At 63.2% G+C, this 18,339-nt stretch carries 23 protein-coding genes, 1 tRNA gene and 3 pseudogenes; 11 read left to right on the top strand and 16 right to left on the bottom strand.

What is annotated here, in order from left to right:
* Positions 1-3: 3 nt before the first annotated feature.
* The 3 genes from ACFP3H_RS02795 to ACFP3H_RS02785 form a co-directional block, all read right to left on the bottom strand.
* Positions 4-708 carry a response regulator transcription factor gene (locus tag ACFP3H_RS02795; protein ID WP_378598993.1) on the bottom strand — a complete coding sequence of 235 codons (705 nt, stop codon included), beginning with the start codon at positions 706-708 and terminating at the stop codon, positions 4-6.
* Between the two features lie 63 nt (positions 709-771).
* A complete protein-coding gene (locus ACFP3H_RS02790; RefSeq protein ID WP_378599642.1) occupies positions 772-2,304 on the bottom strand; it encodes an alpha,alpha-trehalose-phosphate synthase (UDP-forming) in 1,533 nt (510 codons plus the stop codon).
* A 45-nt stretch (positions 2,305-2,349) separates the two neighbouring features.
* The gene (locus ACFP3H_RS02785; RefSeq protein ID WP_378598990.1) at positions 2,350-2,508 is read right to left on the bottom strand and encodes a hypothetical protein; all 159 of its coding nucleotides are present in this window, start codon (positions 2,506-2,508) and stop codon (positions 2,350-2,352) included.
* Positions 2,509-2,684: 176 nt separating this feature from the next.
* On the opposite strand from ACFP3H_RS02785, the gene ACFP3H_RS02780 reads away from it, so the two are divergent.
* From ACFP3H_RS02780 to ACFP3H_RS02765, 4 genes are all read left to right on the top strand, one after another.
* Entirely contained in the window at positions 2,685-3,518 is an 834-nt protein-coding gene (locus tag ACFP3H_RS02780; RefSeq protein WP_378598987.1) for an alpha/beta fold hydrolase, read from the top strand.
* 129 nt (positions 3,519-3,647) lie between these two features.
* Positions 3,648-3,884, top strand: coding sequence for an MbtH family protein (locus ACFP3H_RS02775; RefSeq protein ID WP_022565839.1), 237 nt, complete (start codon positions 3,648-3,650; stop codon positions 3,882-3,884).
* 81 nt (positions 3,885-3,965) lie between these two features.
* Positions 3,966-4,037: transfer RNA gene (locus ACFP3H_RS02770), tRNA-Thr, on the top strand.
* Between the two features lie 125 nt (positions 4,038-4,162).
* Entirely contained in the window at positions 4,163-5,581 is a 1,419-nt protein-coding gene (locus tag ACFP3H_RS02765; protein WP_378598984.1) for an ATP-binding protein, read from the top strand.
* A gap of 59 nt (positions 5,582-5,640) precedes the next feature.
* Here the strand turns inward: ACFP3H_RS02765 and ACFP3H_RS02760 are convergent, their stop codons facing one another.
* The 8 genes from ACFP3H_RS02760 to ACFP3H_RS02725 form a co-directional block, all read right to left on the bottom strand.
* On the bottom strand, positions 5,641-5,871 hold the full coding sequence (locus ACFP3H_RS02760) for a hypothetical protein (protein WP_378598981.1): 231 nt from the start codon (positions 5,869-5,871) through the stop codon (positions 5,641-5,643).
* On the bottom strand, positions 5,868-6,482 hold the full coding sequence (locus ACFP3H_RS02755) for a PIN domain-containing protein (protein WP_378599639.1): 615 nt from the start codon (positions 6,480-6,482) through the stop codon (positions 5,868-5,870). The genes ACFP3H_RS02760 and ACFP3H_RS02755 overlap by 4 nt, the downstream gene beginning before the upstream one ends.
* Before the next feature lie 79 nt (positions 6,483-6,561).
* Entirely contained in the window at positions 6,562-6,972 is a 411-nt protein-coding gene (locus tag ACFP3H_RS02750; RefSeq protein ID WP_378598978.1) for a helix-turn-helix domain-containing protein, read from the bottom strand.
* Between the two features lie 278 nt (positions 6,973-7,250).
* Positions 7,251-8,003: an ESX secretion-associated protein EspG gene (locus ACFP3H_RS02745; RefSeq protein ID WP_378598975.1), complete on the bottom strand. Its 753-nt coding sequence runs from the start codon at positions 8,001-8,003 to the stop codon at positions 7,251-7,253.
* On the bottom strand, positions 8,000-9,250 hold the full coding sequence (locus ACFP3H_RS02740) for a hypothetical protein (protein ID WP_378598972.1): 1,251 nt from the start codon (positions 9,248-9,250) through the stop codon (positions 8,000-8,002). Before ACFP3H_RS02740 ends, ACFP3H_RS02745 begins: the two co-directional genes overlap by 4 nt.
* 129 nt (positions 9,251-9,379) lie before the next feature.
* Entirely contained in the window at positions 9,380-9,769 is a 390-nt protein-coding gene (locus ACFP3H_RS02735) for a hypothetical protein (protein ID WP_378598969.1), read from the bottom strand.
* 26 nt (positions 9,770-9,795) lie between these two features.
* A complete protein-coding gene (locus tag ACFP3H_RS02730; RefSeq protein WP_378598966.1) occupies positions 9,796-10,317 on the bottom strand; it encodes a DUF3558 domain-containing protein in 522 nt (173 codons plus the stop codon).
* 78 nt (positions 10,318-10,395) lie between these two features.
* A complete protein-coding gene (locus tag ACFP3H_RS02725) occupies positions 10,396-10,821 on the bottom strand; it encodes an HIT family protein (protein ID WP_378598963.1) in 426 nt (141 codons plus the stop codon).
* Positions 10,822-10,996: 175 nt separating this feature from the next.
* Here ACFP3H_RS02725 and ACFP3H_RS02720 point away from each other — a divergent pair, with 175 nt between their 5' ends.
* Positions 10,997-11,326, top strand: coding sequence for a type VII secretion target (locus ACFP3H_RS02720; protein WP_378598960.1), 330 nt, complete (start codon positions 10,997-10,999; stop codon positions 11,324-11,326).
* Between the two features lie 60 nt (positions 11,327-11,386).
* Here the strand turns inward: ACFP3H_RS02720 and ACFP3H_RS02715 are convergent, their stop codons facing one another.
* Both ACFP3H_RS02715 and ACFP3H_RS02710 read right to left on the bottom strand, forming a co-directional pair.
* Positions 11,387-11,536 (bottom strand): hypothetical protein, encoded by a 150-nt coding sequence (locus ACFP3H_RS02715; protein WP_378598957.1) that lies wholly within the window; start codon positions 11,534-11,536, stop codon positions 11,387-11,389.
* Positions 11,515-11,769, bottom strand: coding sequence for a transposase (locus ACFP3H_RS02710; RefSeq protein WP_378599636.1), 255 nt, complete (start codon positions 11,767-11,769; stop codon positions 11,515-11,517). Before ACFP3H_RS02710 ends, ACFP3H_RS02715 begins: the two co-directional genes overlap by 22 nt.
* Before the next feature lie 15 nt (positions 11,770-11,784).
* On the opposite strand from ACFP3H_RS02710, the pseudogene ACFP3H_RS02705 reads away from it, so the two are divergent.
* From ACFP3H_RS02705 to ACFP3H_RS02685, 5 genes and pseudogenes are all read left to right on the top strand, one after another.
* A pseudogene (locus ACFP3H_RS02705) lies at positions 11,785-12,417 on the top strand (transposase family protein); the annotation flags it as partial.
* A gap of 55 nt (positions 12,418-12,472) precedes the next feature.
* Positions 12,473-13,752, top strand: a protein-coding gene (locus ACFP3H_RS02700) for an IS3 family transposase (protein ID WP_378598954.1) whose coding sequence is annotated in 2 segments (ribosomal slippage) — positions 12,473-12,755 and positions 12,755-13,752 — 1,281 coding nt in all. Because the reading frame shifts where the segments join, the coding sequence is not laid out codon by codon here.
* A gap of 432 nt (positions 13,753-14,184) precedes the next feature.
* Positions 14,185-14,523: a WXG100 family type VII secretion target gene (locus tag ACFP3H_RS02695; RefSeq protein WP_378598951.1), complete on the top strand. Its 339-nt coding sequence runs from the start codon at positions 14,185-14,187 to the stop codon at positions 14,521-14,523.
* Positions 14,523-14,825, top strand: coding sequence for a WXG100 family type VII secretion target (locus tag ACFP3H_RS02690; RefSeq protein ID WP_378598948.1), 303 nt, complete (start codon positions 14,523-14,525; stop codon positions 14,823-14,825). Before ACFP3H_RS02695 ends, ACFP3H_RS02690 begins: the two co-directional genes overlap by 1 nt.
* 5 nt (positions 14,826-14,830) lie before the next feature.
* Positions 14,831-16,165, top strand: coding sequence for a hypothetical protein (locus ACFP3H_RS02685; RefSeq protein WP_378598945.1), 1,335 nt, complete (start codon positions 14,831-14,833; stop codon positions 16,163-16,165).
* A 628-nt stretch (positions 16,166-16,793) separates the two neighbouring features.
* On the opposite strand, the gene ACFP3H_RS02680 is transcribed toward ACFP3H_RS02685, so the two are convergent.
* The 3 genes and pseudogenes from ACFP3H_RS02680 to ACFP3H_RS02670 form a co-directional block, all read right to left on the bottom strand.
* The gene (locus ACFP3H_RS02680) at positions 16,794-17,018 is read right to left on the bottom strand and encodes a transposase family protein (protein WP_378598942.1); all 225 of its coding nucleotides are present in this window, start codon (positions 17,016-17,018) and stop codon (positions 16,794-16,796) included.
* A gap of 25 nt (positions 17,019-17,043) precedes the next feature.
* Positions 17,044-17,280 (bottom strand): annotated as a pseudogene (locus ACFP3H_RS02675) (IS30 family transposase); the annotation flags it as partial.
* Between the two features lies 1 nt (position 17,281).
* Positions 17,282-17,767: pseudogene (locus tag ACFP3H_RS02670) on the bottom strand (transposase); the annotation flags it as partial.
* A 293-nt stretch (positions 17,768-18,060) separates the two neighbouring features.
* Here ACFP3H_RS02670 and ACFP3H_RS02665 point away from each other — a divergent pair.
* A complete protein-coding gene (locus ACFP3H_RS02665) occupies positions 18,061-18,258 on the top strand; it encodes a hypothetical protein (protein ID WP_378598939.1) in 198 nt (65 codons plus the stop codon).
* Positions 18,259-18,339 lie beyond the last annotated feature (81 nt).

Raw genomic sequence — 18,339 nt, 5'->3', positions numbered from 1 at the left:
TGCTCACCGGGTCGGCTCACGCATCACATACCCCACCCCGCGCAGGGTGTGGATCAGGCGCTGCTCGCCGGTATCGACCTTCTTGCGCAGGTAGGACACATACGTCTCCACCACCCCGACCTCGCCGCCGAAGTCGTAGCGCCACACGTGATCCAGGATCCGCGGCTTGCTCAGCACGCTGCCCGCGTTCACCATGAAATACCGCAGCAGCGTGAACTCGGTGGGCGACAACGCGATCGGCTCGCCCGCCTTCCACACCTCGTGGGTGTCGTCGTCGAGTTCGATATCGGCGAAACGCAGCCGGGTGCCGGGGCGCTCGGGTTCGGTGTGGCCGGCGCGGCGCAGGATCACCCGCAGCCGGGCCACCACCTCCTCCAGACTGAACGGCTTCGTCACGTAATCGTCGGCGCCCAGCGTCAGGCCGGTGATCTTGTCGTCGACATCGTCACGTGCGGTCAGGAACAGCACCGGCGCGTCGATGCCGTCGGCGCGCAGTCGGCGCAGCAGACCGAAGCCGTCCATGCCGGGCATCATCACGTCGACGATCAACGCCTGCGGCCGAAACGTCCGCGCCCGATCCAACGCCTGGGCGCCATCGGCCGCGGACGCCACCTCGAACCCCTGGTAGCGCAGGCTCACCGTCAACAACTCGACGATCATCGGCTCGTCGTCGACGACGAGAACCCGCGCCTCCGGTCCTTCACCCATGCGCCCATCCTGCGCCCCCGCGCTGGGAGGTGGCTGGACCCACGCTGTGAGGTTGCTGTGTGCTCAGCCCTGGTCGGCGGGGTAGGTCTGCTGCTCCTCGCTCATCAGCGCCGAACCCGCCACATTGCTCTGCGCCAACGCGTCGAGGAACGCGCGCGCCCACCGCTCCACATCGTGGGTCAGCACCTGGCGGCGCATCGAGCGCATCCGGCGACGTTTGGTGTCGCGATCGTCGTCGAGCGCGCCGATGATCGCGTCCTTCACGCTGTCCAGATCGTGCGGATTGCACAGGTAGGCCTGCCGCAGCTCGGCCGCCGCGCCGGTGAACTCGCTCAGCACCAGCGCGCCGTTGAGGTCGCTGTGGCAGGCCACGTACTCCTTGGCGACCAGGTTCATGCCATCGCGCAGGGGCGTGACCAGCATGGAATCGGCGGCCAGGAAGAAGGCGATGAGCTCGTCGCGGGGGATCGGGCGGTGCAGGTAGTGCACGACCGGGTAGCCGACGCGAGCGAACTCGCCGTTGATCCGACCCACCTGACGTTCGATGTCGCCGCGCATCTTGATGTAGCTCTGCACGCGCTCGCGGCTCGGGGTCGCCAGCTGCACCATCACCGTCTCCGACGGGTCGATGCGCCCCTCCTCGAGCAGTTCCTGGAGCGCGTTGAGTCGGATGTCGATGCCCTTGGTGTAGTCGAGGCGGTCGACGCCGAGCATGAGGTTCTTGGGATTGCCCAGCTCAGCGCGGATCTTCGCGGCCCGTTCCCGCACCGAACGCCGCCGGGAGGACTCGTCGAGTTCGGCGGAATCGATCGAGATCGGGAAGGCACCCACGCGCACCGTGCGGAATCCGACCTGCACCACACCGAGCTTGGACCGCACGCCGATCGTGCCGCGCGAGGTGGGCTGACCGGCCAGCCGACGGGCCAGGTAGAGGAAGTTCTGCGCGCCGCCGGGCAGGTGGAAACCGATCAGGTCGGCGCCGAGCAGGCCCTCGACGATCTCGGTGCGCCACGGCATCTGCATGAACAGCTCGACCGGCGGGAACGGGATGTGCAGGAAGAAACCGATGGTCAGATCCGGGCGCAACATCCGCAGCATCTTCGGCACCAGCTGCAACTGGTAATCCTGCACCCAGACCGTGGCGCCCTCGGCGGCCACCTTCGCGGTCTCCTCGGCGAAACGGCGGTTGACCTCGACATAGGCCGCCCACCATGCCCTGTCGTACACCGGACGCACGATCACGTCGTGATACAGCGGCCACAGCGTTCCGTTGGAGAACCCCTCGTAATAGTCCTCCACTTCCTGCGCCGTGAGCGGCACCGGATAGAGCTCGAGCCCGTCCTCGATGATCGGCTCGATCTCGACATCGGGCACCCCGGCCCAGCCGACCCAGGCGCCCTTGTTGCTGCGCAGCACCGGTTCCAGCGCGGTGACCAGCCCACCCGGGCTGCGCTTCCACCTGGTGGTGCCGTCGGGCAGGCGCTCGAGGTCGACCGGGAGCCGGTTGGCGACGACGACGAAACCCGAACCCGCCCCGGTCGGCGCGAGGATTTCGCTGGATTCGGACGGACGGTCGTTGGACGGTTGGTCGATCATGTGGTCCACTCACGCATCCTTATGCGTCGCAGGGGTGCGCTGTGCTCAGGCTGGGGCGATACCGAGCATGGACAGCAGCATTCGGCACTCGTCGGCGTCTTCGGCGTGCGCCGCGACGACCTTCTGGGCCTGGCGGGCGGTCTCGTCAGCCAGCGGCTCGAGCTCTTCGTCGGTGATGTCGTTGGCGGTGCTCTTCGCGGCCATGATGGGTTCGTCCCTCCGGTTTCCCTGCGCTCTACCTGCGAGTGATCAATACTATCGGGCGCCGGCGCACGGCCGATGAACTAGCGACCCGCACACCCCGCCCCGGTGCCGTCCTGTGGCGGTGCCGTTACCGTGGGTGGTCGTAGGAGAACTACCCCCGCAGAGAGGTTTGTTTCATGCCACTGGCCACGGTGAACGGCATCGCACTGAACTATCAGGTCAAGGGCGACCGTACCAAGGGGACCGACGTCAAGGGTGGCGGTCCGCTGGTGGTTTTGATCATGGGGACAGGTTCGCCGGGCCGAGTGTGGGAGCTGCACCAGGTTCCGGCACTGGTCGCGGCCGGATATCGGGTCTGCGTGTTCGACAATCGCGGGATCGCGCCGTCGTTCGAGGCCGCGGGCGGGATGCGCATCGAGGAACTGGTCGCCGACACCGCCGCGCTGATCGAGTTCCTCGGCGAGGGCCCCGCGCTGATCGCCGGAACCTCGATGGGCGCGCGCGTCGCCCAGGAACTCGCGCTGGCCCGCCCCGACCTGGTCCGCAAGGCCGTGTTCATGGCCGGACACGGTCGGCTCGACCAGTTCCAGAAGACCCTCTCCGCGGGCGAGCAGGAACTCGACGCGGCCGGCACGAAGCTGCCCGCGAAGTTCGACGCGGCGCTGGCGGCGGTGATGAACCTGTCGCCCGCGACCATGGCCGACACCAACGCCGCGCGCGATTGGCTCGATCTGTTCGAGTTCACCGTCGGCACCACCTCGCCCGGTGTTCGCGCCCAACGCGCCATGGACCACGACTTCGACCGGGTGGCCGCGTATCGCTCGATCACGGTGCCCTGCTTGGCAATTGGGTTCGCCGACGACCGGATGATCCCGCCGTACCTGTCGCGCGAGGTGGCCGATGCCATCCCCGGTGCCCGCTACCAGGAGATTCCCGATACCGGACATTACGGTTACCTGGAACGGCCGGAGGCGGTCAACAAGATCCTGCTCGATTTCTTCGCCGCCTGAGCATCCGAACCTGGCAGCATCGGGTAACTGCCTACCAGTAACGTATGCCTTGCTAGGGTCGACACAACGCTCGTGGCTTCGCGGCCGCGCAGTGATCCTGTACACAGCGCCAGTATCCAGTGAGGTGAAATGAGCACCAACCCCTTCGACGACGAGGACGGCCGCTTCTTCGTTCTGGTCAACGATGAAGAGCAGCACTCCCTGTGGCCCGCGTTCGCGGAGGTCCCGGCGGGCTGGCGTGTCGTGTTCGGCGAAGAGAGCCGGGCCGCGTGCGTCGAGTACGTCGAGAAGAACTGGACCGACATGCGGCCCAAGAGCCTGCGTGATGCCATGGCTGCCGACGACGCAGCCCGCGCCCAGTCCTGATCTCCTCCGCACGTACCGCGTGACACCGAATCCAGTGTCACGCGGTACGCGCCTGCGGCTATGATGGTCGCCGCACCACCTGCCTCCTTAGCTCAGTGGTAGAGCACCGCTCTTGTAAAGCGAAGGTCGTCAGTTCAATCCTGACAGGGGGCTCATCTCGTAAAAGGCTCTGACCCAGGTCGGGGCCTTTTTTACGCTTGCCAGGCTGACGAGCATGTTACTAACATTTATGTTAGTAACATCTATGTTAGTAACTTGCGACGCTCTATGGAGGCGGCATGGCTGAGTTCGTGGGTAGGCGACGTGAGCTCGAGACGTTGAAGCGTGAGCTGGGCAAAGTTGCGGCTGACGTCGGTGGAGAGCGGCCCGGTCGGTGCGTGATGTTGCGAGGGCGCCGCCGGGTCGGCAAGTCGCGATTGGTGGAGCGATTCGCTGAGAAGTCAGGAGTGCCGTTCCTCTTCTATGCTGCCACCGGTGGCTCGCCGGAGGCGGAACTCGAGCGGCTGAGCCGCGACGCGCAAGCATCCAGCCTTCCGCTTGCCACGTTGCTGTCTTCGGCTCGGCCGAAGACATGGGACGCGGCTTTCGATGTGCTGGCCGCTGCGTTGCCGCCGGATCGCGCGAGTATTGTTGTCCTGGATGAGGTTCCGTACCTGATGGATGCGGACGGAGCCTTCGAGGGCATGCTGCAGCGGGCATGGGACCGAGTGTTGGAGACGAAGCCGGTCTTGCTGATCCTCATCGGCTCCGATCTGTCGATGATGGAGTCGCTCAACAGTTATGGCCGTCCTTTTCATCAGCGGGGACGAGAGATGGTGCTCGGTCCACTCAACCCGGCCGAGGTGGGTGAAATGCTGGGCCTCGAGCCGTCGGCGGCCTTCGACGCGGCCTTGATCACCGGTGGATTGCCATTGATCTGTGCTGAATGGACACCCGGTGCGGGGATCTGGGATTTCCTGCGGACGGAACTCGAAGACCCGGTTTCGGCCTTGTTGGTGTCAGCGGAGCGCTCACTGGCGGCGGAGTTTCCCCAGTCGGTGCAGGCCCGCAGTGTCCTTTCCGCGATCGGCAGTGGAGAACGGACGTTTTCCAACATCGCGCGAGCCGCAGGCGGGATTGCGGCAACTCCCATGCAGAGATCACTGGAAATCCTTGCGGACAAACGGGTTATCGCGGCCGAGCTGCCCGTGACACTGCACCCATCGAAGGATCGTCGCTATCGGGTCGCGGATCCCTACCTGCGTTTCTGGCTGAAGTTCCTCGGGCCCGCGATGGCGGAGATCGAGCGAGGTCGGGGTGACCTCACGATGAACCGCATTCGTGAGAGTTGGACGAGCTGGCGTGGGAGGGCCATCGAACCATTGGTTCGAGAGGCATTGGCCCGGCTGCTGCCCGATACGCAACTCCCGGCTGCTCCCGCTATCGGAAGTTACTGGACGCGGACGAACGATGTCGAGATCGACATCGTCGGAGCGGACCGCGCGCCGATAGCCAAACAGCTGCTGTTCGTCGGATCGGTCAAGTGGCTGGAGAACTCGCCGTTCGATCGGCATGATCTTGCAGCCCTCCTCCGGCATCGCGCCGCCCTTACGTCTGAGCCCGTGCCTGTGGTCGCTGTGTCACGCAGCGGGATCGACTGTTCAGGGCTCGATGGCGCGTTCGGTCCGGCAGATCTTCTCGCCGCGTGGACTTTCTGAACGCCACTCGGCCGGCGAATCTTCTCTCCGAGCGTCATCGCGAAGCTGGATGAGGTTTTCTACCAAACGGATTGGCGCGCACGTTCGGTTTCCTCGGTGATCAGGCGTTGTAGGTGGGCGTTTATTCGGTCGGTGGTGGCGGGGGTTACCTCGATGCGTTCGCCCTCGTGGATGAGGTAGCGGCCGTCGTCGGTGTAGTCGATCAGTTGGAGGATGGTGCCGCCTTCTTGGAAGCCGTCGAGGGCCGGGCCGGTGGCTTCCCGGAATTCGGCGTAGGTAGCGGCGATCAACGTCGCTTCATGTGCTCATGGGTGGACCGGCCCAGGGCCTGCGTGACGGCTGGGGTCTGCATCATGTCGCGTATCGCGGCGGCGAAATTGGGGGCTACTGCGGCGTCCAGGCGGGAGGCGAGGTTGAACGGCTTGCCAAGTCGGTGGTGGTACTCGATCTGGGCGAGTAGAGCTTCGCGGACCGTGGCGATCGAGTCCCGGTGGACAAGCATCAGGAAGTCGTCCGGGGTGTACACCTCGTAGCAGAGGTGATCGTCGTTGGCGACGGCGAAGTCGTGATATTTGCGGTCATCGGTGATGACGTATTCGACCCTGGCGTGTTCGGCGGCGGCATGCAGGTGCGCGTCGTACTCGTCGGTATAGGCGAGGTCGGGGTCGATCTCGTACCCACGAATCCGGCCGTGCTCGGCGACGGAGATGATGCGATCCCGCACTCCTCCGATCTGATGATCGGAGAAGAGCGGGCGGTTCTTGCGCAGGTGATAGACCAGCTCCGCCAGAACGTCCTCGGTCCAGCGCAGGTGGAACAGCGGTGGGCCTGACCTGTTGGCCATCAGGCAGATCCAGTCCCGCAGCGTTCGTGAATACAGCACGTTCGCGTCCGGCAGCACGTGGGGGACTCGTGAACTCACCTGAGTGACAATAGATGTCGACGCCGACGGGCCTTGCGACACCACCGATACCGGACTGTCAGTAGTCCAGTCCTTCCGCCTCTTCGAAGTCGCGAAGTTCCTGCAATGCCGCGCGTTGCCGCTGGCGCAGCCGGTCCTGGTAGGCAAGAACGTCAGTCGTGGCGAGTCGGGTGTGGGTTCCGACCTTGTGCGCGGCGATCTGACCTTCCCGGACTAGTTTCATCAGCGTCGGGCGGGAGATGCCGAGCAGATCCGCCGCTGAGGACGTGGTCAGCTCGTCGGGCATCGACCCGATCGTCACCGTGCCGCCAGCGGCGACGGTTCGCACCACCTTGGCGAGAATCTCGGCCAGTTCCGCTGGTACCACCGACCGCAGTGCTGTCGGGTCGAATGCCTCGGCCTGCGACATCTGATCGGATGTCACCGTCAGCGTCGTCTTCCCGACGCTGCTATCGACCACCGCGTTCATCGTCTCGGACCTCCTGCTTGTCTTCCTCCACCGTAACTCTGTTGCACTTATAAGTGCAACAACGTTGAGGGGTGGATTCGGCCACACGGGATGCTGGACAGGTCATCGGTTGACCAGCGAAATTTGCCGGGATACGGGGGTGTTATCGGCGGTCAGACTTCCCGTTCGCCCGATGACCTATGCGAGCCTGCCGCGGCCGTGCTGTTGATCGCAGCCTCGGCCCCCCATCATGCGGGCGCCGCGAGGTGGCGGATCGAGTCGTCCTTGCTGGCTGAGGTCTACCACGCTGATTGGCGTGTGGCGGCGGAGGCCTGCTCGACCAGGCGTTGGAGGTGGGCGTTTATTCGGTCGGTGGTGGCGGGGGTTACCTCGATGCGTTCGCCCTCGTGGATGAGGTAGCGGCCGTCGTCGGTGTAGTCGATCAGTTGGAGGATGGTGCCGCCTTCCTGGAAGCCGTCGAGGGCCGGGCCGGTGGCCACGCGGAATTCGGCATAGGTGCGGAACGGGCGTTTCAGGAAGGCGATGGCCTGTTCGGCGGGGGAGCGGTGGTGGGCGAAGGGGTCGGGGGTGGCGGCGAAGTCGTCACGGTGGATGTTGAAGCCGCCGGAGCCGGGTGGGACCTGGGGCAGGATCGCGAGCAGACGGCCGGTGATGGCGTGCGCCGGGCGCAGCGAGATCAGGATGTTGCCGCCCTGGCCGTATTCGGGGCCGGGCAGTTGGGCGGCCACGACACCGTTGCTCGCCTCGGTGGTCGCGTAGGCGCGGACCATGCGGGTGCGACCGTCGAAGCGGTGGCCGAACAGTTCGACGCGAATCTCGGGGTGCGCCAACGCGTGTAGTGCGTGGTAGAGCGATTCGTCGCCGCCGATCTTCGCGATGAGTGAATCGGCGGCGCGACGGCATTCGGCGTCGAACTCGACCTGTGTTTCCACGCCGGTGGTGAACGTGAGCGGCCACGGCATGCGGTCGCGGCCGAGCGTTTCCCAGGCGACCCAGAATTCGAACGGGGTCAGCTCCCAGGTGTCGGTCATTCGTCGGCCCCGATCACGGGCGGGACGTGCAGGCGGGCGGGGCCGAGGAGTTCCTCGTGGACGCCACGCAGGTAGTCGGGGGCCTGGTGCTCGTTCTCGTCGTCCTTGCCGCCGCGAGCGCCCGGGGCACCCATGCCGCCCATACCCGACATTCCCGCCCGGCCTGCCGCTGCCGCGCCGGTGCCCGCTGCGGCGCCGGTCGGCTGCTTCTGCGCGGCGCCACCGGGGACAGCGGCGCCGGGAACACCCGCTCCCGCACCGGCACCTGCGCCTGCGCCGCCACCCGCACCCGCGCCGCCACCACCGCCGCCCGCGCCGAGGCCGCTCGGGGACGTGGCTGCCGGGGAAGTCGGGGTGCCCGCCGGGGACGTGGCGGTCGGGGACTCGGGAGTCGCGGAAGAGGGAGTGGTGTCGTCGGCCGCGGAGTCGTCGGTCGTGTCGTCGTCGGTGGTGTCCTCCGGCTCGGCGGCCGTGGGCTCTTCGGGAGTCATCGCGGCGGGATCGGTGGCGGCGGGGTTCGAGTTACCGCCGTTGCCGCCGTTCGAGCCGCCGTTTCCACCGGGCGAACCGGTGCCCGGATTGCCGCCCGAGGGGTCACCGTTCGGGTTGGACGCGGGTTTCGTCGGCGTGGGGACCTTGGGAACCTGGGTGTCGGACTGCTGCGCGACCGGCTTGTAGACGGTCTCCATCACCTGACGGGCGGCGGCCTGGGCGGCTTCGGCGCGGCCGGCGCTGGTGCTGTCCATGATGAAGCCCGTTCCCGGTGAGAGGAAGGAGACGACCTTGCCCATGACGGTGTCGCTTTGGTTCTCCGACTCGTGGGGGACCGAGTACTTCACCTGTTGAAGGCCGGAGCGGGCCTCTTCCATCTTGTTGGCGATCAGACGGGCGGCCTGATCGACTTTGTGCACGTCGGCGAGGTATGCCTTGGTGTTCGCGAGTGCTTGTGTAGCGGCACTGCCGGCCCAACCGCGTTCGATCTCTTTTGCGATGCCATCAGAGAAGGCGGTCGCCTTCGCGCTCGTATCATCCGCGAGCTGGTTCCAACCCTGGATGCTGGTGCTCAGCGTGCTCTCATCGATCGATCCGACGAACTGCATGATTCGCGAATGCGACATGTCGGCGAAACTCTCCAGGACAGGCGGCACCACTTGCGGGGCGTATTCGCCGGAGAATCCCGAACTCAGGGCCTGATTGTTCGCGTAGAGCTGATCGCGCTCCCGGTTACCGTCCGCCTGGGCGGTCAATTCTGACTGCGTCGGCGCGATATCGGAGTCGAACAATGAGCCAACGCGGTCGGTGAGAGTCGAGAGCGTAGTTTTTGGATTGGCAAGACCGGCTAAGAATTCCCCGAACGACACTTATTCCCCCTGGTTTCAGTCGAGTTTATTTGTCTGCTGCTTGATAGCGATTTGCGTTGCCTCGTCGCAGTTCCTGTAGGCGGCACCGGCTTTGCGGTACATGTCGGCCATGGCGGTGAGGATCTCTATGTGCTGGGTAGCGGCATCGGCGTAGGAGCCGCTGCCCGCTCCGCCTTCCGCCAAGTCGGCGAACTTCTTGCCCAGTTCGCTGGAGGATTGAAGGTCGCCGAAAGAGTCCGCCCTGACCATTCGCTGTGTCCGAAAGGTCAGCGTCTGAAGGTCGGCAATGTAGGCATCGCACCATCTCGCACAGCTTTCTGCTGCAGTGTCTTCGATGAGTAGTTGCCCGGTTTCAGCCTGGCCCGCCAGCTTCTTGAATTCGGTCGCCAGTTCGTTCGGTGCCATCTAATGCCTCTTCGTATCAGCGCAGTTCATCTTGGAATGACCTCAGAAAAATTTAGCGCGGCATCGTTTGCAATGACGCAAGGATCGGTGCTCGACTTGCTGTCGATGAATTTTGTTGCCGTCACGGTGATTCGTCCCTGGCTGCTATCAAACGCAATTTCGCACTGATTCGGCGGAGTTCTTGTTCCGAGAAGATATTGCACTGCGGGCAGGCCGCCAACGGTGATGTCTTTGAAGTCGTGAGAATAGTCGTTCTCGCGGATCTGCTGCATCGTGTAGATCGTCGAGCTGAAGGAGATGAAATGGCCGTCTCCCCGCCATGCGCAACTCTTCCACTCGGCACGTGGGACTGAGAACGGATTGTCGTCCCTCGATGCAGGGTCGAGCCCCGCCGCGAGCAACACACTCTCCGACACCGTGCACGGATCGAACAACTGCTCCTTGGACAGCGGAGCCCCACTGGCCTCGGGCTGCCCATCAACCGCCGTCGAGCACCCGGCAAGCGCCACCACAGCGCACACCCCAGCGGCAAAGCCGACCAGTCGCATCGTCTCTCCTCGTTCGCAGAACAACCACTCGATCACTTAGACGCGCGCGCAGTCGGTTCGGTTCCATCCAACCCGAAATCAGTCGGGAACGTTCGCCCCATAACCGAGGTCGCGCAGCGCGGCCTTGATCTTGGTCTGGGCTTCGTCGAGCGACTCGGGGGAGGGGTTGGCGTCGGCACCGGAGATATCGAAGTCGCTCATGGAGAACGCCGGGAACACGTGCGTATGCAGGTGCGGAACCTCGAGCCCCGCGATCAGCAGCCCCGCGCGCGGCGCCTCGAACGCGACCCGCACCGCCTGCCCGATCTTCTGCGCCACCCCCGCGAGCCGCGCGAACACCGCCGGATCAACGTCCTGCCACTGATCGATCTCCGCGCGCGGCACAACCAGCGTGTGCCCCTGCGTGACCGGAGCGATAGTCAGGAAGCCAACGAACTCGTCATCCTCCCAAACGAACCGACCGGGGATCTGACCAGCGATGATCGCACTGAAAACGGATGCCATACGCCGAGCCTAGTGAAGCCCCACCAAACCCATTCAGCATCGGTCGGTTTCACACCCACCCGAGCTAGGCTCGGCCTTCGGTACGGTGTGCCGGGAGTACATGTTCGAACACCGTGGGTCGTTGGGCTGGGAGTTCCCGTCGACCGGCGATCACTGATGAGGGTGGGGCACGACGGTGACCAGTGCTGGCGGGGAGCTGAACGTTTCCCTCGACGAGATCAAGACTCACGCGTCGAACGTGGCTTCGGCGGGTTCGGGGTTGACCCAGCCTCTCGAAGCCGCCCGAGCGGTCTCGGCTCCCTCGGACGCGTTCGGGAAACTGTGCGCATTCCTGGGACCATTGTTCGTGGACTCGGTCGAGACCGATGGTATTGACGCGATCCAGGCCGCGATCGACGCCTTCGCCGATGCGAGCGCGAATCTGGGCGCGATAGCGGATGCGTTCACTTCTCGTGATGACACGAACGCGGCGGCGATCAACACGGCTGGGTCCGGGTCGTCGTGACGAACCCGCTCATCGCGACCAAGCAGGACACGACGGATTGGTCGACCGGGATCAGCCTGGTCAGCACGGCTCACGTTTGCGCCAGGCGTAGAAGGTTCTCGGGGCGATCTTGACGCCGTGACCGGTCAGGACACGGGAGATCGGTGCGGCCCCGAACTCCTCGCGGTGCGCGAGGACGAACCGGCAGATCACTTCTGTGGCGAGTCGCACTCCCGCGTCTGTGGCGGGTCGCGCTCCCGCGCGAAGAATGACGTCGCGGCTTTGAGGATCTCGACGGTCTTCTCCAGCTCGCGGTTCTTACGCCGCAGCGCTTTCAGCTCCGCCGCCATCTCTTCCGAGATAGGGTGCGCAGCAACGGGATTCGTTGTTGTGGCTTGTGTTTTTCGGACCCAGTTCCGGACGGTTTCGGGGTTCGCGCCGATCCGCTCGGCGACGGTCTTGATCGCGGCCCATTCCGAGGTTCATGCTGGCGGGTATTGGATCCGGGTCGATAAGCGATGCTTATGCTGGTCTACCTGCGCAAAGGCGAACCGTTCACCGAGTTCGGGGCTGGGTTCGGGATCTCGACGACGACGGCGTGGCGCTACGTCGAGGAAACAACGACGGTGCTCGCGGCACGAGCGCCAGGATTGAAATCAGTGCTGCGGACCGCGAAAGCCGCAGGTCATAGCTATCTGATCCTCGATGGCACCGTGATCGCGATCGATTGGATCGCCGCGGATCGACCGTTCTACTCGGGCAAGCACCGGTTGCACGGGATGAACGCGGGAGGTCCTGGCCTCGCCTGGCGGTGAGATCGTGTGGCTGTCACCGGCGTTGCCGGGCAGTGTCCACGACAGCAAAGCTGCTTGGATCTGGCAGATCGTGACCGCGCTGGTCATCGGCGGCTGGATACTGTTGGCGGATACGGGAGATCAAGGTGTCGCAGGTGTCCTCACCCAGTGCAAGGGCAGGAACAAGCCGACGTCGCAGAAGGAAGCCAACCGTGCCCACGCACGGCTACGTGGATGCGGTGAGCGGGTATTCGCCCAGCTCAAAGTGTGGAAGATCCTGAGGAAGCTGCGTGTTGTCCTGACAAGACGACTCGGCTCGTCATGAATCGTCCCGGGTTTGATGCGCACCTTCTTTCTTGGGAAGGTGAGTTCCATGCCGAAGTTCTACCCCGACGAGGTCCGCGAGAAGGCCGTCCGACTGGTCCTCGATCACCGCGGCGACTACCCCTCGGAATGGGCCGCGATCAAGACCGTCGCCGAACGGATCGGCGCGAACCCCGAAACTGTCCGGAACTGGGTCCGCAAAACACAAGCGACAGCAACGACTCCCGTTGCTGCGCAACCTGTTTCGGAGGACATGGCTGCGGAGTTGAAGGCGTTGCGGCGTAAGAACCGTGAACTGGAGAAGACCGTCGAGATCCTCAAAGCCGCGACGTCTTTCTTCGCGCGGGAGTGCGACCCGCCACAGAAGTGATCTGCCGATTCATCCTCACCCACCGCGAGGAGTTCGGGGTCGCACCGATCTGCCGTGTCCTGACCGGTCACGGCGTCAAGATCGCCCCGAGAACCTTCTACGCCTGGCGCAAACGACCGCTCTCGGCGCGGGCAGTGTGGGACGCCACGATCAGCGGTGTCCTCGCGTCCTACTACATCGAACGAGACGAACGAGGCCGCCGCAAACCCGAAGCGTTGTACGGGTCATTGAAAATGTGGGCTCACCTGCGTCGCGAGGGCATCGAGGTCGCCCGTTGCACGGTCGAGCGGTTGATGCGCGCGAACGGCTGGGCCGGCACGACCCGACGCAAGAAGATCCGCACCACCGTCGCGGACCCCACGGCGTTGCGGCCACCGGATCTGGTCGAGCGTGGGTTCGGTGTCGAGGCACCGGATCTTCTGCATGTCGCGGATTTCACCTACGTGCGTACCAGTTCAGGGTGGGTTTATACCGCGTTCGTCATCGACGCGTTCGCCGGTCGGATCCTCGGCTGGGAATGCTCGACGTCCAAACACGCCGACTTCGTGGTCCACGCGGTCGATCAGACTGTCGCGTTACGGGCTCGGCAGGGCAACCCGTTGCAGGGCAACACAATTCATCATTCTGACGCGGGCAGTCAGTATGTCGCTCTGCGCTTCGCGGAAACGTTGTGGCTCAACGGGTTTCGGCCATCGATAGGCACGGTCGGAGATGCCTACGACAACGCCCTGGCCGAGACGACGATCGGGCTCTATAAGGCCGAGTGTGTCGATGAGCCCGACTCACCGTTTCGGTCGGGACCGGTCTTCGCCGGGCTCTCCGATGTCGAGGCCGCGACCTCGGCGTGGGTGCATTGGTACAACACCGCCCGGCTGATGCATCGGCTGGGCAGGATCCCTCCGGCGGAGTACGAAGCGGCGTATTACGCTGCACGCGATCGATCGGTCACACACAAATAGCTGAGTGTGCATCGAACCCGGGACGGCTCATCAAGGCGATCGGAGTTCTTCAGAACCGTGAGCTTCAGGCTGCGGCAGCAGGATGAAAAAGGCTCACTGTCGCCGCACCGACCAATTCGGTCAAACGTGAGTATCCAGACAACCTCAGGCATGGACGTGGAGCCCTGGGTATGCTTCCGGACTCGATATTCTCTTCCCTCAGCAAGTAGAATTATCGCAGGTCAGAGCGCCTTTCTCCATTTCTGGTGCAGGTCAGGCGCTATTTACGTGACTGGTCGAGGCTAGAGAGAACGCCGGAGCCCTGGGTGACAAGGGCTGTCAAGGTGCTCAGGGTGTACGGTAGTTCCCCCGAGCTTCGCTGACTATGTCCTGTTGCTGCGCCATGCGCCCGGCGTCTAGGCTGGCTCCGACGGATTTAGCATGGGGGGACGCGTGGCAGGCGAAAACGAGACAGCTGGAACAGTTTTCGTGATGGTTCCAGCCGAGGTGACCGATGCTGGGGTCTATATCCAGCAGGTCGCGGAGTCCCTGATCAACGGACTCGGCACGCTTGACCGCGAGGTATCGACCGCCCTGGACAATTGGAGCGGTGCGGCGGCAGACGCATTCGGCGACGGCTGGACTGAAACCAAGAAGGGTGCCGCAGACGTACTGAACGCCCTCGCGACCATGGGTGAGCTGCTGGGCGTCGCGAGCAAAGCCGTTGCCAGCCAGGATGTCTCGAATTCTGATACTTTGAGTTTGCTCGATCTACCGCAATTGAACATGTGATGGCCGACGACTCCCGCGACTTCACCTTCGATATCGATGAGTTGGACCAGCTCATCAGCCGCGCCAATGGATTCATCGGCTTCCTCACCAGCAGCCTCGATGGCGTCAACAAGCGAGTCGCCGCCATCCAGCAGAACTGGCAGGGGGCCGCTGCCGAAGCCCAAGAGGAAGCCTACCGAGAATGGGCTACCGGGGCTGCCACGGTAATCGAAGGAATCACCCAGATGTACGAAGCCGCCGTCACAGCCCGCGATGCCTACAGTGCGGCAGCGGAAGCTAATTTGAGAATGAGCGGCGGCTGAGTTCTATGGGTGCAATCTCCCCACAATCCTACGACAGCGCGGCCACAGCATGCTACGACTTGTCGAAGAGATTCCAAACCGTATACGAAACACCGCAAACCGTACTTTTAGAAACAGATGCGATGGCGGGCGGCTATGAAGCAGTAAAGTCATGGTCGAAAGCCTACGACGGCCGTGCCGCCGCATTAACAATGGTCGCGACCAACTTCGCGCGAGCCCTGCAGCACTACGGCGACATACTGACCGCATCCAGCTACAACTGGAAGTTCGGGGAATACACAGCCAACCGCGATCCCAATAAAGGCGACCCACCGTCATTACCTGCCGGCATCCCGTCGGAGCTACCCTATGGAGCAGGCACAGTTGTCGGCATCGCGTCATCAGGAGCCTATACCAACGGACTCCAGACAGACTGGACCGAACTTCAGAACAAGGTCACCATCTTTGTCAACGGCGGTCAAGTCCCCGACGGAGATACCGATAAGCTCGCACGCGCCGCAGGAATGTGGAAGACTTTCGCCAATTCAGACCCTCTCGAATACGGCGTGGCACAACTACTAAATGTCGCCTCGGGACTGCAACAAGGCTTCGGATCCAAAGACCCGGACGATGTCCAGAACCATGTAGCCAACCTTAGAAATCTTGCTCACAAACTCCGCGAATTACGCACCGCCGCCGTCGACATCGCCAACGCGGTCGAGGCCCACAGCACAGCCTTGTCGAAAATGCGCACGGACATCAATACCCAGTTCGCAGTAGTGGTCGTCGTCACCGCGATATCGATCGGGCGTTCGACGATAAACGTAAAAGAGCAACCAGCGAAGGAAAAGGCACCGAGCAAGCAACAGCCGTCGCCCAACGAGAACAAAGTCGAGATCGACATCGACTTCCTCAACGATGCCGCGTGGGCCATCGCCGAACCTGCCAACACATTCCTCACCACCCTCAGCAGCATAGCTTTCTCCGCAGCCGAGCTGACAAACGGCGAACTACTGACCATCACGGGATTGGAGATTCTGCTAACCTCGACTGAGGATGGCGCCCTCGGAGGGGACGATCCCGTCACGAAGGACACTGCAACAAAGATTGCCGCACACGCGAATGGGCGCGCGCAACAAGGCGATGGGACACATTACGTCGCTGGCGTTTCAGCACCAGGGCTGGCCGAGTATGTGCGCAAGGTCCTTGACGGCGAAATAACGACCGAGCAGAGATATCTCAGAAATGGCCGGACCGCATACTGGGATAACGAAAGGGGGGCGTTGATAATCGAGGACCCGCCAGCCGGAACAGTATTCACACCGGCGAATGGTAGAGATTCGTTCGAGGAACTCGAGTAGAAGAAACGAGGGTATCAGTAATATGCAATCAAATTCCGGATTTGCCATCGATGCACCTGCCTTCAAAATTATCCGACAGCTTACAAAGGAAATTCCCAACACCCGCGGACCCCTGATGTCCGACGAGGGCTGGACATATGAAATCGACCAATTTCTATTTGGCGTCGTGCGATCACTACCCCGGGATCTCGATCCGGATTCATGGGTAAGAATTGCGATCGTCGAGGACACCGGGGTCTTGCCGGAACTGCCGCCTAGGCCCGAGCTGCCCTTGAAGGCAGGCGAGGAGGCCGTTCGAAACGTCCCCAGGAGTGTGTGCGAACTATGGCCACGCCTTCTCGATGTCACATGGGCAGTTCTGGGTCCGCTAGAAGCTCGCTACCGCACCGGCTACCGTGAGCCGGAAATAGTCAGTGCATTAGTAGACTTCACTGCGGGGATAAACTCGGCACTGAAAGGCTGATAACACAAGGATCGGTCAACTGCCGCATGCTGACCGCAGCGTGAGACGTACGCCGGTGAACCCTATCTACCTCTCAGCAAACATTTCTGATTGGAAATTTAGCTCAGCCTCATCGACAGTATGTCGGTTCGACGTGGTTGCACGCACATCGGTGAAGTGATCTCATCAAGCAATTTGGCCGATCATCTTGTGCTCGAAATGAGTCAGCACGAGAGCGACTTTCACGATGTCGCCGATCTTCTCGGGGCTGGCTGTGATGCGTTGGAGCACACGCCAACGCCGGGTGAGGATGGCGAATCCGCGTTCGCCCAGGCAGCGCAAGCCGCGTAGCAGGGCATTGCGAGTCCGGTTATCGAGGTCGAGCGCCCGCCCGTCCGATGGCTGTTTCATCGGGGTGTGGACATCGATGGCGGATTCAACTGGTCGACGCAACATTTCGTTGTTGAAGCGATTGTAGATGTTGCTCCATCGCCTCGGTCGGCGTGCGCCACCCGAGGACCTTCCTCGGTCGCGTGTTGAGCGCGTCGACGACTGCCGCCAGGTCCCTCTTGCTCCACCGCGAGAGGTCAGTGCCCTTCGGGAAGTATTGGCGCAGAAGACCATTCGTGTTTTCGTTGGTGCCGCGCTGCCACGGGCTATGCGAATCAGCGAAGGGGGTAACGCACCACCCGACCGTCCGGATAGACCCTGCCCCGGTTGATGATCGTGATGCCCTTGTCCCAGTCGGTGGCCGATCGGGCATCGGCACCAACCTGCTTGCGGGCCTGCGCGCGGGTTAGTCCGGTAGCGCGCAGCCGCAAGAATTCCTCCCTGCGCGGGTTGACCTTGCGTGCCTCGCTGGTGGAGATCCCCGCCTTGCGAGCCCACGCATACGCGGTCGGCCGATGAATTTCCAACTCGCGAGCAACGGTGGAGATGATCTGTCGTTCTCGTACCAGGCGCAGAAACTCCGCCTTCAACTCCGCGGAGTAGACCCGTGGCGTTGACCTCTGCATGGTCAGCCCAGTACGACGCAGCCAGTTGTAGCCGGCGTTCTCTGGAATACCTACCGCCTTCGCCGCGGCGCGGACAGTGCCTCCCTGGTCGAGCACCCGGAAGAACTCATCCTTTTGCTGCAGCGTGTACTTTCTGCCCGCCATGGCCACACCTTCCGAGAGGTGTTGCGACGACTGCTGGAATCCAAGCGGTGTGATGCTCAGTAATATCGGTGAGCCACAACATATTTGGTGCATCAGCGGTGAACTTCCGCGCGACGAGATCATCGTGAACGGGTGGCCCCGACCGCCCTGCCTTGGCACCGCGTCTCTTACCGAAACTGCTCCACACATTTGTTGGTCGAGCAGATCCGCCACGCGGTCCGCGATGCCATCGGCTCGCCGGCATCGGCGGCCTCGTCGGCGAGGAACCGGTACCCGAACTCAGGGTCGTCGCGGTGAGCATCGAACAACGCGTTGCCACGATAGGCCTGGTCGAGTTCGGCGGCGGTGACCGGGTCAGCGAGCCACCGATAGTACGGTTGGCGCGCGATTTTCAGGACCCGGCACGTCACCGCGACGGGGATCCCGTCAGCGGCCAGCTCACGAACGAGCGGGTACATCATTTTCCCGGCAGATTCGCCTGCGACAAGTAGGCCGCGGCGCGCCGCAGGACCTCGTTTTCCTGCTCGAGGAGCTTGATCCTTTTGCGCGCTTGGACGAGTTCGGCGTTCTCG

Origin of the sequence: Nocardia lasii (genome assembly GCF_042658545.1) — a bacterium.
Lineage (GTDB): Bacteria > Actinomycetota > Actinomycetes > Mycobacteriales > Mycobacteriaceae > Nocardia > Nocardia lasii.
This window is presented reverse-complemented; position numbering and strand designations above follow the sequence as displayed.